General features: G+C 64.9%; 13 protein-coding genes. 9 read left to right on the forward strand and 4 right to left on the reverse strand.

The features are described 5' to 3' along the window. Positions 1-8: 8 nt before the first annotated feature. Positions 9-1,433 (forward strand): FAD-dependent oxidoreductase, encoded by a 1,425-nt coding sequence (locus ABD768_RS26170; protein ID WP_343967008.1) that lies wholly within the window; start codon positions 9-11, stop codon positions 1,431-1,433. Beyond that, positions 1,433-2,731, forward strand: a complete 1,299-nt coding sequence (locus ABD768_RS26175) for an MFS transporter (RefSeq protein WP_344844906.1) — start codon at positions 1,433-1,435, stop codon at positions 2,729-2,731. The genes ABD768_RS26170 and ABD768_RS26175 overlap by 1 nt, the downstream gene beginning before the upstream one ends. Here ABD768_RS26175 and ABD768_RS26180 read toward each other — a convergent pair. Further along, the gene (locus tag ABD768_RS26180) at positions 2,631-3,167 is read right to left on the reverse strand and encodes a GNAT family N-acetyltransferase (protein WP_344844907.1); all 537 of its coding nucleotides are present in this window, start codon (positions 3,165-3,167) and stop codon (positions 2,631-2,633) included. The genes ABD768_RS26175 and ABD768_RS26180 overlap by 101 nt on opposite strands. Before the next feature lie 118 nt (positions 3,168-3,285). On the opposite strand from ABD768_RS26180, the gene mraY reads away from it, so the two are divergent. The 4 genes from mraY to ABD768_RS26200 all read left to right on the forward strand — a co-directional run bounded on the left by mraY (position 3,286) and on the right by ABD768_RS26200 (position 6,559). Continuing rightward, positions 3,286-4,371, forward strand: a complete 1,086-nt coding sequence (gene mraY, locus ABD768_RS26185) for a phospho-N-acetylmuramoyl-pentapeptide-transferase (RefSeq protein ID WP_344844910.1) — start codon at positions 3,286-3,288, stop codon at positions 4,369-4,371. An 83-nt stretch (positions 4,372-4,454) separates the two neighbouring features. After that, positions 4,455-5,375: an ABC transporter ATP-binding protein gene (locus ABD768_RS26190; protein ID WP_344844913.1), complete on the forward strand. Its 921-nt coding sequence runs from the start codon at positions 4,455-4,457 to the stop codon at positions 5,373-5,375. Beyond that, positions 5,372-6,160, forward strand: a complete 789-nt coding sequence (locus ABD768_RS26195; RefSeq protein ID WP_344844916.1) for a hypothetical protein — start codon at positions 5,372-5,374, stop codon at positions 6,158-6,160. The genes ABD768_RS26190 and ABD768_RS26195 overlap by 4 nt, the downstream gene beginning before the upstream one ends. 126 nt (positions 6,161-6,286) lie before the next feature. Further along, a complete protein-coding gene (locus ABD768_RS26200) occupies positions 6,287-6,559 on the forward strand; it encodes a hypothetical protein (RefSeq protein WP_344844918.1) in 273 nt (90 codons plus the stop codon). A gap of 21 nt (positions 6,560-6,580) precedes the next feature. Here ABD768_RS26200 and ABD768_RS26205 read toward each other — a convergent pair whose 3' ends face one another. Continuing rightward, entirely contained in the window at positions 6,581-6,910 is a 330-nt protein-coding gene (locus ABD768_RS26205) for a hypothetical protein (RefSeq protein ID WP_344844921.1), read from the reverse strand. Then, positions 6,907-7,128, reverse strand: a complete 222-nt coding sequence (locus ABD768_RS26210; RefSeq protein ID WP_344844924.1) for a hypothetical protein — start codon at positions 7,126-7,128, stop codon at positions 6,907-6,909. The genes ABD768_RS26205 and ABD768_RS26210 overlap by 4 nt, the downstream gene beginning before the upstream one ends. Before the next feature lie 172 nt (positions 7,129-7,300). Between ABD768_RS26210 and ABD768_RS26215 the strand changes: the two genes are divergently transcribed. Genes ABD768_RS26215 through ABD768_RS26225 form a run of 3 tightly spaced genes read left to right on the forward strand, consistent with a single transcriptional unit; the run spans position 7,301 to position 8,960 of the window. Further along, a complete protein-coding gene (locus ABD768_RS26215; RefSeq protein ID WP_344844926.1) occupies positions 7,301-7,534 on the forward strand; it encodes a hypothetical protein in 234 nt (77 codons plus the stop codon). Next, the gene (locus ABD768_RS26220) at positions 7,531-8,100 is read left to right on the forward strand and encodes a DUF6879 family protein (protein WP_344844929.1); all 570 of its coding nucleotides are present in this window, start codon (positions 7,531-7,533) and stop codon (positions 8,098-8,100) included. Before ABD768_RS26215 ends, ABD768_RS26220 begins: the two co-directional genes overlap by 4 nt. A gap of 11 nt (positions 8,101-8,111) precedes the next feature. Next, a complete protein-coding gene (locus ABD768_RS26225) occupies positions 8,112-8,960 on the forward strand; it encodes a helix-turn-helix domain-containing protein (protein WP_344844932.1) in 849 nt (282 codons plus the stop codon). 240 nt (positions 8,961-9,200) lie between these two features. Here ABD768_RS26225 and ABD768_RS26230 read toward each other — a convergent pair whose 3' ends face one another. Beyond that, entirely contained in the window at positions 9,201-12,461 is a 3,261-nt protein-coding gene (locus ABD768_RS26230; protein ID WP_344844935.1) for an NACHT domain-containing protein, read from the reverse strand. Positions 12,462-12,971: the final 510 nt, after the last annotated feature.

The following is a 12,971-nucleotide window of genomic DNA, read 5'->3' on the forward strand; positions in this document are numbered from 1 at the left end:
GATCGACCGTGAGCGAGCAGAACCCCGCCACCGTTGCCGCACCGGCGGGACCGGTCGTGGTCATCGGCGCGGGCCCAGTCGGCCTGGCCGCCGCCGCCCACCTAGCCGAGCGCGGCCTGGACTTCCTCGTACTGGAGTCCGGCCCCACCGTCGCCGCCGCGATCGAGGAGTGGCGGCACGTGAAGCTGTTCAGCCCCTGGCGCTACGACATCGACAGCGCCGCCCGCCGCCTGCTCGAGCAGTCCGGCTGGATCGAGCCCGATCTCGCCAAGCTCCCGACCGGCGGCGACCTGATCGACTCCTACCTCGCCCCACTCGTCAAGACTCCCGAGCTGACCGATCGCATCCGCTACAACGCAGCTGTCACAGCGGTGACCCGAGTCGGCTACGACCGCCTCCGTACTGCGGGCCGCGAGCAAGCACCGTTCCTGATCCGCCTCGCCGACGGTACCGAGCTCCTCGCCTCAGCCGTCATCGACGCCACCGGCACCTGGCGCCGCCCGAACGTCCTCGGCGGCTCCGGCATCCCGGCCCGCGGCGAATCCGACATCACCGACAGCATTGCCCACGCGCTCCCCGACGTACTGGGCCGAGACCGAGACCGCTTCGCAGGACGCCGTACCGCGGTAGTCGGCGCCGGCCACTCCGCCTCCACAACCCTCCTGGACCTTGGCGAACTCGCCGAACAGGTACCCGGCACCGAGATCGTCTGGGTAGTACGCAACTCCAACCAAGCCCGTACCTACGGAGGCGGCGAGTCCGACGAACTCCCCGCCCGCGGCGCCCTGGGCACCCGACTGAAGAGGCTCGTCCAGTCCGGCAAAGTCGAGCTGACCAGCAACTTCCGCATCGAAGCCGCCACCCGTACCGCAGACGGGAGGGTCGAGCTGACCGCCGGCGAACGAAGCGTCATCGCCGACACCGTGGTCAACGCCACCGGCTTCCGCCCCGACCACGACATGGTCAGCGAGCTACGCCTGGACCTGGACTCCATCATGGGATCCACCCGAGCCCTCGCCCCGCTGATCGACCCGAACCAGCACTCCTGCGGGACCGTACCGCCGCACGGCGCCGACGAACTAGCCCACCCCGAACCCCGCTACTACGCGATCGGCGCGAAGTCCTACGGCCGAGCCCCAACCTTCCTCCTCGCCACCGGCTACGAACAGGCCCGCTCGGTCGTAGCCGCCCTAGCCGGCGACTGGGAAGCCGCACGGGACGTCCAACTCGACCTCCCCGAAACCGGCGTCTGCTCCTCCAACCTCGCGTACGGCGACTCCAACGACGAGGCAGCCGGCGGATGCTGCGGCCCCGCCCCACAAGCCGTCGAGATCTCCGCACCAGCCGGACGCGGCCTGGCCACCGGCATCAGCGGCGGCCTGCTGACCGTCATCGACAACGCCCCAACGAACCAGTCGAGCTGCTGCAACTGATGAACCACCCCGCTGCGGCGATCGCCTCGGGCACTGGCGATCGCCGCAACGGACAGCGTCGCGACGTCGTCGCAGTGCTCGCCATCACCACCACCATCGGCTACGGCGTGCTGTACTACGCCTTCAGCGCACTCCTCGCCCCGATGACCCGCGATCTCCGGATCTCCACCACCACAGCCACCGGAGCACTCACCACCGCAGTACTCGTCAGCGCCGCCATGGCCATCCCCGTCGGCCGCTGGCTCGACGCCCGCGGTGGCCATGGAGTCATGACCGCCGGCTCGCTCGTGGCGACCGTTGCCGTCCTCGCCTGGTCGCAAATCCGAACACCAGCCCAGCTCTACGCCGTCTTCGTGGCAATCGGCGCCGCCTCGGCGATGGTCCTCTACCAGCCGGCCTTCGCCATCATCGTCGCCGTCACCGCACCTGCGAAGCGAGGCAATGCCCTGCTCGGCATCACCCTCGTGGCAGGCTTCGCCAGCTCGATCTTCATCCCACTCACCGGCCAGCTCATCCACGCCTACGGATGGCGCAACGCCTTGGTCGTCCTGGCCGCCGTCGTCGCCCTGATCACCGTGCCTTTGCACGCGGTGGGACTCCGCCATACCCGTCCAGCAACGCCGACGGGCACTCACCACGTACCGAGGTCACCTGCCCGAGTACTACGCGACGCCGGATTCTGGCTGATCGCCTGCGCCTTCATCCTGCACAGCGCGGCCCTCGCCGTCATGGTCGTCCACCTCGTCACCTACCTGACCCAACTCGGCCACTCACCAACCGTCGCCGCAACACTGACCGGCCTGCTGGGCCTGCTGTCGGTCACCGGCCGCATCATCACCACCGTGGCCAAACGCTTGCTACCCATCACACTCGTCGCCGCCGGCATCATCACCCTGCAAGGCGTCGCCATCGCCCTACTTCCCTTCATCGGAAGCACAGTCACCGGCGCGGCCATCAGCCTGATTCTCTTCGGCCTCGGCTTCGGCGTCGCCTCGATCGCAACCCCCGCCATCCTGCTCGACCGCTATGGCGACGAGGGCTACGCCACCATCGCCGGCATTCTCGGCACCCCCACCACCATCAGCCGCGCCACAGCCCCACTCGCCGCAGCCGCCCTGACCGCCATCACCGGCTACCGGCCTCTCATCCTCGGCGCCGCCGCAGCCTGCATCACCGCCGGACTGTTCCTCGCCCTGACTAGGCGTCGGGATCACGCAGCCCAACCGCATCATGCCGCCAGAACGCATCCGGATAAACAAGCGTCCCCGTCATCCAGGGCTCGTACGCCGGAAGCCTGACGACCTGGAAGGCACCCTCAGGGATACGCAACGACGGCCGCCGGAACCCCAGCCCGCCCCCGGCCTGGAACCCGAGCTGCGAGTAGTACCCCGGATCCCCCTCCAACCACACCAGCGGAACCCCTCGTCTCCCAAGGATCTCGAGCCCGTGCCGAATCAGCGCCGCCCCGATACCGCGCCGCTGAACCTCAGGCCTCACACCCACCGGGCTCAGCACCTGCACCTCGACCAACCGCCGAGCCGCATCCAGCAAACTGCCGCTGAACATCACATGCCCCACCACCCGGCCGTCCTGCTCAGCGACCAACGAAAGACCACTGGTCTCCCTCAAGGCGCCAGCCAGCTCAGCAACAACACCGCCATGATCGCCGAACGCCTGCAGGTGAACCTCCCGCACAGCCTGGTCATCACCCGGAAGTTCCTCTCGAAGCTCCATCCCCACAGTCTGCAGGAACCTGCAGCTCACCGTGTTCAACCGGCTGCCTGACTCTCGTACCCCCCAGAATGGGCACGCGAGACGACCACCTCGACCGGCCGAAAGGGGCTGACCGTTTGTGCGGGCGGTACTGCTGAGCGGCGCGCTTGCGGTGATCTGCTCGCTATTGGGGACCCGCATCGCGATCGGGTGGTTCGTCCGGCACGGCTTCGGCCAGCCGATCAGGCACGACGGGCCGACCACCCATCACGTCAAGCGCGGTACGCCGACCATGGGCGGTCTGGTGATCCTGCTTAGCGCCGCCGCGGCGTACCTGGCGGCAACGATCCTGACCGGCGGGCGGCCCAGTACCAGCGCCTGGCTCCTGATGTTGCTGTTCCTCGGCTGCGGCGTGATCGGCTTCCTCGACGACTTCATCAAGGTCTACACCCAGAACAACCAGGGTCTGAGCGGCCGGGCCAAGATGGCAGGTCAGACGCTGATCGCGCTCGTCTTCGGAGTCCTGGCGACGCAGTTCTTCGCCGACGACCGCGGTGTCCGGCCGGCTTCGCAGTACCTCTCCATCACCCACGACTGGGGAATCAAGCTGCCCCTGGTCGTGATCCTGCTGGTGATCTGGTTCATCGTCGCCGCAACCTCCAACGGCGCCAACCTCACCGACGGTGCCGACGGCCTGCTGGCCGGCTCCTCGGCGCTGATCTTCGGCGCGTACACGATCGTGAACATCTGGCAGAACAACCAGCTGTGCGGCTCCTCGCGGCCCGAAGTCGTGGAGTCCCAGTGCTACCAGGTGCGCGACCCTCTCGACCTCGCGGTCTTCGCGACCGCCCTCGCCGCGGCATGTGTCGGCTTCCTCTGGTGGAATGCCAAGCCCGCCCGGATCATGATGGGCGACGTCGGCTCGCTCGCCATCGGCGGCGCCCTGGCCGGGCTGGCGATCATGTCCCGTACCGAGCTTCTGCTGATCGTCATCGCCGGACTGTTCGTCCTCGAGACGCTGTCCGTCCTGCTCCAGATGATCACCTTCAAACTGACCAGGCGACTCACCGGAACCGGCCGCCGCATCTTCCGGATCACCCCCATCCACCACCACTTCGAACACCTGGGCTGGGACGAGGTCACCGTGGTGATCCGGTTCTGGATCATCGCCGGAATCTCGGTGGCACTGGGCCTCGGAATCTTCTACGCCTCCTGGCTCGCCTGACCCCGCAGACGCCGACCCGATCTGCACAGAATCTTCGCAACTCGTCCGCACATCCTGCCCACCGGAGCTCCTAGGGTCGCGGCATGATCCGGCTCCGTGGGGTGACCAAGCGGTACGGCGAGGTGCTGGCCGTCGACGATCTGAGCTTCGACGTCGAGCCGGGCAAGGTGACCGGATTCCTCGGCCCGAACGGCGCGGGCAAGTCGACGACGATGCGGATCATCCTCGGGCTCGATCGGCCCAGCTCCGGGGAGGTGCTGGTGAACGGGCGACCGTTCGCGGCGTACGCCGAACCGCTGCGTGAAGTCGGCGCGCTGCTGGATCCCGGCTCGGTGCACTCCGGCCGTACTGGGCGCGGCCATCTCCGGGTGGCGGCCCGGACGAACGGCCTCCCGCTGCGCCGGGTCGAAGAGGTGATCGAGCAGGTCGGACTCGATGGTGCGGCCCGGCGCCGGATCAAGGGCTACTCGCTCGGCATGCGCCAGCGGCTCGGGATCGCGGCGGCGCTGCTGGGCGATCCGCGGGTCCTGCTGTTCGACGAGCCGATCAACGGACTGGACCTCGATGGGGTCCGCTGGATCCGCGACCTGTTGCGCCGGCTGGCCGACGACGGCCGTACCGTCCTGGTCTCCAGTCACCTGATGAGCGAGATGGAGCAGACGGCCGATCGCCTGGTCGTCATCGGTCGTGGCCGGCTGATCGCCGACGCGACCACGGCGGAGATCCTCAACGGCCTCGGGCGCCGTCAGGTACTCGTACGCACCCCACAGCCGGTCCAGCTGCTCAGACACCTAGAGGAGCGCGGCTTCATCGCTTCGCAGCTCGATGGCCAGGACCTCCAGGTCGAGGACCGGACGGCCGAAGAGGTTGGCGAGCTGGCCCACAAGTTCGGCGTACCGCTCCATCACCTCTCGGATGTCCAGCAATCCCTAGAGGAAGCATTCATCGAGCTGACCGGCGACACCGTCGACTACCACGGCCGCCCCGCCGAGGTAACACCATGAAGACCCAAACTCCTCCGGTCACCGGTCTACAGGTCTTCGCACGCGCCTGCAGCGCCGAGTGGCTCCGACTCTGGACCGTCAAAGCCACCTGGTGGTTCCTCGCCGTATCCGCCTCGATCATGGTTGCCCTCGGCGCCGTCGCCGGCTTGGACGCAGGCGGCGACTCGCCCCCACCGCCGGACGCCACAGCCTGGACCGCCGCGCACTTCACCGTCCTACCGGCCCTGTTCCTCTTCCTGGCCCTAGTCCTCACCGCAGTGACCTCCGACTACGCCACCGGCGGCATCATCCCAACCCTCCAGTGGACACCCCGCCGCACGATCCTCTTCCTCGCACGCACCCTCGTCACAGTCGGAACCGCAACCGTCCTAGGCACACTGCTAGCCCTAGCCTCCGCCCTGGCCGCCTTCACCGGCGCCCACCCACTCCTCGGCCTCCCGCTTGCCGAAGGCATCGACACCCTCGCGACCATTGCCTTCGTATTCGCCGCGGGCACCGCCCTCGCGGCCGGCCTCGGCTTCATACTGCGCAACACCGCAGGCAGCCTCGTCGCGATCTTCCTACTGATCCTCCTGCTCCCGCTTGTCCTCCCCCAGTTCGGCTACCACTGGCTGACGACCATCGCCGACCTATTACCCGGCTCACGCGCGGTCTTCCTCCTGAACGGCGAACCAACCGACCGAGGCTTCACCCACACCTCCTCGGTAGTCATCATGCTTGCCTGGTCCACCACCGCTCTCCTCCTAGGCCACCTGCGCCTACGCCACACCGACGCGAACCCCTGAGCGCCCACGGGGCGGGGTTGAGCCGCGGCAAGCGCAGGCCTTTCTACCCACGTGATGACTGACCTCCGGCTCTACGACCGGCTCGGCCCCCGGACCAGATTAGGAGTGGAGCACTAGGAGGCAATCATGACAACAACCATGCAAGACCAGTCCTCTCCGCCCCGGTCCCCTCGCACCGATTGGACATCCCGCATCCTCGTCCGCGAGATGTGGGCCACGGTAGCGATCGCCGCGATGTGGCTGGCCGTCCTCTTCGTCGGCATCTACGGCGGCAACGCAACCTTCCACAGCGTCGACTCGAGCTACAGCACCATCCCCTCAGTAATCTTCGTATCCCTCTTCGCCGCCCTAGGCACCGCCTCAGTAGCCAAACGAGTCTTCACCCGCAAACCGGAGTAGCCCGCACGTACGGTCCGTCGATCATGTGACGGGATTGACGAAGAGCACCTTCCCGCCGATGTGGCGTTCCAGGTGCGCCTTCAACACCAGCGGGTCGCCGAGCGTGGCAAGGTGAACCACGCTCGGCATGATGACTGTTCGCACGTCGTCCCTCCAGACATCCGAAACCAGTTCACCGAACGCACTGGCCGCAGTGCCCACGTCCTCCACGTACGTCATGAAGAGGATGAAGCCTCCCCGTACTGCGAACTCGGCGATTGCAGCTCTGAGCCCATGCAGCTCAGAATCCGTCGCAACCAGGCCGGCTCCGATGTAAGCGACCGCGAAAGGCTTGGCGGACGTCGCCGTCATGGCAGACCACTTGGCCCAGCTCGGTCCACCATCTCCCAGTAACGAGCCGGTACTTCGCTCGCGCGCAGTACTGGCCAGCCGTGCTCGGTGTCCTCGTCCATCTCATGCCGACGTGGTCTGTCCAGTAAGCGCCGGATGGCACGAATCGTCAGCTCGGCCGGTTGCTGCTCATCCAGGACAAGCCGTACCTGGGCGAGAATCTCGGTCTGGCTGCTCATCGTCTCTCCACTCGGGAGCTGGTCCAGTTGGGATGAGCACGACGCTAGAGATCCCGCTACACACCATGGAAGAAAGTTGCTCCAGATTTCTCGCGAAGACGTTGACTGTTTCTCGATCGCGCATCACGCTGAATGAGCAACCTCAGCCACCTCAGTTGCCAAGGAGACCCGCATGGACCAGCCGAAGCACCTTGAGCACCTCGCTACCGATCCGGAGTCAGGCAAGGACGGTTGCCCATCGTTCTACGCCACCGAAGACGGTCGCTACATCGTCCAGGGCTACAAGCTGACCAGCGCCGACGCCCGCGCTCAGTTGGTCAACTTCCCCGATGGCGAGGACGCCGTGATCATCACCAAGAACCTGGCGGACCTGATCGTTGCCCACCACAACGGTAGGACGGCGTGACCGAAGGGACCTTCGTCGCAAAGGGTCCTGAGTTCGTCCAGTTCGCCCGCAGCTACCAACACACGGCGTACCGACTCGAAGTACGAGATACGTACGCCGACCCAGGCGAGGCCGAGCACGTCCGCCGCTTCCTCGCGCGCGAGCCGGCGGACGACTCGTGGATGGAAGACTGGATGGGCCTCATCCTCCGGCGGACACTCGAAGGCCAGCGCATCGAGCGAGTACGAGTCGTGTCGGAACCATGGTCGGACTACACGCGATTCGGCCTGAATCTGTCGCGCCTCAACGTCGCCGCCGGAGAAGACATCCGGTACTTGTCCCGCGACCGGGCAACGGAGCTCGGCCTGCCGGAGTACGACTACTGGCTCCTCGACTCGCACAAGATGTGCATCCTTCGCTTCGACGACCGTGATGTCCTACTCGGTGCCGACGTGATCAGCGACCCCGCGATCATCGTCGAGCACGCGCACTATCGAGACGTCGCTCGGCACCACGCGCTGCCTCGAACGGCGTACCTCGGCAAGTACGACGACGAGTTCCTCAGCAAGCAGAACATCAACAAGTAAAGCGAGCCTGGGTGTCCAGTTTCCAACGAGCGCGCGAGTCCCTCGGCAACCGCCTCCGAGAGCTGCGGCTGGACGCCCACCTCTCCGGCCGCGACCTGGCCAAGCTCACCAACTGGGTCCCCTCAAAGATCTCGAAGATCGAAGCCGGCCGCCAAACCCCATCCGACACAGACCTAGAACTCTGGGCCCGAGCCTGCAACCGCGAGGCACTGACCGCCGAACTCGTAGCGTCCCTGCGCTCCCTCGAGCAGCAGTACGTCGAACACCGCCGAATGTTCCGCAACGGCCTCCCCGCAAGGCAACGCTCGATCGCCGACATCGAAGCCAAAACCAAACTCACCCGAAACTTCGAACCCTGCTTCGTCCCCGGCCTCCTGCAAACCGCCGAGTACGCCCGCTACCGCTTCGCCGAAGGCGACCCCGGCGACAACGACCGAGCCGCCCCCAAGTCCGACACCGAGGTCGAAGAAGCCATCGCCGCCCGCATGGCCCGCCAACAAATCCTCCACCGAGGCGACCAACAATTCCACTTCGTCATAACCGAAGCAGTACTCCACTACCGCCTATGCCCACCCGACGTAATGGCCGGCCAACTAGGCCACCTAATCGCCCTAACAACCCTCCCCACAATCCGGGTAGGCATCATCCCCTTCACCACCCCACTACCAGCCGCCCCCATCCACGGCTTCCACCTCTACGACAACACCCTCGCCCTGGTCGAACTCTTCACCGCAGTCCTAAACATCACCCAACCAGACGAACTAGCCGCCTACACCCGAGCCTTCACCCACCTATCCAACGCCGCCACCTACGGCCCCAAAGCCAGATCCCTACTAACCACCCTCCTCGAGCAGCGATAGCCAACGTCCTAGCGACAGGCCCCACGACCGACAACCCGTTGCCACGTAGGCCGGCCCGGCAACCCCCGAAGGAAATCGCTTCCGCCCCCTCATCCAAGTGGCAAGGGTGGGGCGGCATTACGTCAGCTTGGGTTCGTCCCCAACGCCTCCGCCCGCGATCAGCCTCACCCACCTAACTCGGCGATATCCGGCCTGGTGTACCCCTTTCCTACCCCGATCGGCCACTTCGACAACGCTATGTCAGGGCCGATCAACTGCGTCCTGGCCGAGTCCAGCGCCTCGCGGGTGACTGGTCAGCGAGCGGCCAGACTCTTCGGCCCAAGGCGCCGCCAGTCGTCGCTGAAGATCTAGGTGACGAAACTGGTAAGTGGCGCCGTTCTGCCGCAGCACACCGTGCTTCATGTGTGCGTCAGCCAGGAAACTCATCAACTGCCAAGGCGTATAACGACCGATCGCAAGCTTGAACCGCACTAGGACATATTGCGGCCACGCTGTCCGCCCCGCCGCGACCGTCAGTCCGAGGGCGAGTCCGTACGTGCCGGTGCCGAGCAGACCTGTCCACAAATTGAAGGTTTCCCCCTCTCCTGCCGTCAATCCGACAGCCACCCCCAGGGCAACTGCAATCGCCACTGTCACGACGGCACAGGTCAGCCGATCCCGTCGGAGCAACCGGGAGGGATCCGTGATCGGACTGATGTCCCGCGGAGTATCCAAGCCGTAGACCACCGCCGCGGCCCCACCGATCACGCAGCAGATACTCAGAACGGTCGTACCGGCATACCTCTCGCCAAGGAATATGGCGACCACGACCGCCGTCAACAGCCCCAGCAGCACGCCAGTACTGCTGAGACGCAAACTCGACGCGGGCAACACAGGCAGCGTCAGGCGCGCAGCGAGTTCTATGGCAAGGCAGGCTACCAATCCGGCAGCTAGGCCGAAATCGATCCGATATGTCAGCGCATAGAACAACGCATAGCCCACACCGATCGCGGGCAATGCGGTCCAAATTCGCCCGACAGCAGAAGGCGCGGAATACTTATGCAAGTTCGTTCTCCGCACTCCGATAGTCAACGCGAGAGAATACAGGAGCGATACTTCCACTCCAAACGTCAACCCGTCCACAAATTCGCTTTGCGCGATCCCAATAACCATGACCGCAATCCCAGCTGCGGCGGTAGTTGCAATGATGTACCCTGCGGCCCTACGCGGCCCAATTCGGCGCGGACCATCTGCGGCCTTGTTCGCGAGCATCACAGCTACAGCAGCCGCGAGGCCTACCAGTAGCGATATGGCAAATTCGGACGTCTCTGGGAGTAAGCTTTCGTGATAACCCATGGATAACAGCACAGTGAAAGCAAGCGCTAAGACGCCCCAGATGAGCGGGTTATTTCGCCACCACGAGACGACAATGGATTCGCCAGGTGGACGCCGCAAAGCATTCGCAAGATGGATTGTGATGGATACCGCGAGCGCCAGCAACAATCCATCCGCTGGTATGTATAAAGGTGAGTAGTCATACCTCCAGGGCAGCCAGTCGATCATTCCGATCAGGAAACCGCTCACAACCAAGGTTAAGACGCCAACAACGACAGGGTTGGATCGGAACCGTCGCCAACCGCGCGCCCGCTGGAGGACGTTGATTCCGTCCGCTCTGTCCGCAGATGCCTTGGCCAAAGAGCTGACTGCACCTACCAGGACACCCGTGGCCAAGCCGTAGTATCTGATCGCATCGAGCCAGTATCGAGCTGTATCCATCGAGCCACCGAATGGGTCCTGGATCAGGCCGATCGCAAGGGCTGAAACTAGATACGACAGTGACGCGGCACTTCCTGCGACCAATCCTGCCCTGAGTCCAGTGGGGACAGTGCGGCGCAAACGGCTCGTGAGCCCTGCGGCCACGCCGGCCGCCATGACGAGATCAAGCGGCGAGCCGGAACCTTCACTGACGTTGCCGACAAGGTCGGCCGCAAGCCCGCCAGCTAGTCCACCAATCAGGACGCTGCTCAATGAGGCGCTGAGTCTGCCCGTCAGCCAATGAGTCACACCAAAAGTTGCACCCGCAACGCAGGCCACACGGAAACCGATCGAGATCGCGATGTCGACGGAGCGATAGGCGCTGCCATATAAGGCACCGGCTGCGAGACCTGACAGCAGAGAGCACAGCACTGCAATGGCGAGGATCTGCCGTTTCGTTCTGTCTACCGGCCTGGTGCGCAACCGCCACCAGGCCAGATCGGGCTGGCCATGTTGATCGGTCTCGAGATGGAACGCGAGATACCCGAGCCATCGCTGCGCCTTTGCCACCGACCATCGAGTCTCCCACGAGGGGTGCGGGCGGTACGCGGCAGGAACATACCCATCGAAGAGATGGCGCTCTATCTCTTCGTTCGAACGTGCGCTCAGCAATGCAGCGGGATCAGGCACAGCGTCCGTCGTCTCACCACTACGCGGGTTATAGATCGTCCTGGCGAGTGACGCCATCAATGGGGTCGTCATACATTTCGCCAGCGGTCCCGCCGGATCTGCTCTCAGAGCATCGTCTACAACATCCCAGCGCGCGGCCGCATTGACGCCGCCCGAACTCTTGCGCAAGTACTCAATGACCTCGCGGTTGGTGACCGGCTCGAGATCGATTGCAACGGCGCCACTGAGTTGCAACTCAGTACCACCAGGCGGGCGGACCGTCTCTCGGTAGCTGCCCACGCGGCTGGTGAGGACATAGGGCTCGCCCGCGGTGGTGATCTCATTGATGTGCTGGATTGCCAACCTGCGAGATCGCTCTGGAATCTCGTCGAGTCCGTCGAGCAGCATCATGATCAGGCCCTCGTCGATCATGGCCTGGGCAAGGGTCCTCCTCGCGCGGCCACCGCGAGCTGGCAACTGGCGCGCCAAAGCCTGGTAGTCGACGACCAATCGCGCAGCCAGCCAGGCGTGGAGGCTCTCGCTGGACGGATCCCACGACGCGATGGAGACGAGCAGCGGCACTGGGGCGCCAGGCGATCTCTTGTCTTTCCTCAGCAGGTCGAGCAACAGTCGCACTAGCAGCATGGTTTTCCCAGCACCTGGTCGACCGAGCAAGATGAGACGTCTGGTCGGCACCAGGTCAAGGGTCTGGGCGAGTCCGACTCCCGAACCGGCCAGCTCGGTGTCCCTGGTTGCCCACCTCAAACCATCTGGTCGAGCCGGCCATCCCGCCCCCTCCGTAGCGAGACGTCGCGCATCCTCGAGACGCACCCCGAGTCCGCTGGACTCCGCCTGCCATCGAACCGGAAGGGGATACGGATCATTGAGTTGCCGCCGGCGTACCTCGGCTCCCCACTGCTCTTTCACAGCAGCGGCCAGCTCGTCTGCCGCAGATTCCAGACTGTCTCGGTCACTAGGCTGTCGCCAACTACCGGAACGAATCTCCGACGCCACGATGATGGCAGCCAGAATCGCCACCGTCGACCAGGTGACGATCGGCCACCAGGCCCCTTTGAAATCGACAGTTCCAGTTGCCATGTTGCCCACGAGAGCCAAACAGATCGCACGCAGTGCCGCGCCCCCCGGCGAAAGCCGCCACCTCACATCCCACCTCCCCAAGGTGACTTAGCGTACAGAGCCGGTCCTCAGGTGTCGACGGTTCGGGCAGACGCTCTGACTGCCTAGCGCTACCTGCCACCACGAGTCCGATCCGCGCCTTCGACTGCTCGACTGCTCGACTGCTCGAGTGAGGAATAGACCATCAGCTGGGGATAGTTACGCGATATCCGTTAGCGCTGCATTTATGGGAGCCCGCTGGTCGCGTGCGGCCTAGATCGGCTTAGCACAGCCAGCCGTAATGACCCGATCCGGTCGTGGTCGTCGGCCTGGTCTTTTCTCGCCACATCGGAGCGAATCGCCCGCGCATGTTCAGGAACCCGACCTTGGCATTAGTCATACCTACGCCGCTTGGCCGACATGGATCCGGAGTAGGTGCGAGGTCAGAGCGGGTTCGCCTAGGCAAGAGTGTCCTGGAGGGGCCCTGGCCAA

It is taken from the genome of Kribbella ginsengisoli, assembly GCF_039537185.1.
GTDB lineage: Bacteria > Actinomycetota > Actinomycetes > Propionibacteriales > Kribbellaceae > Kribbella > Kribbella koreensis.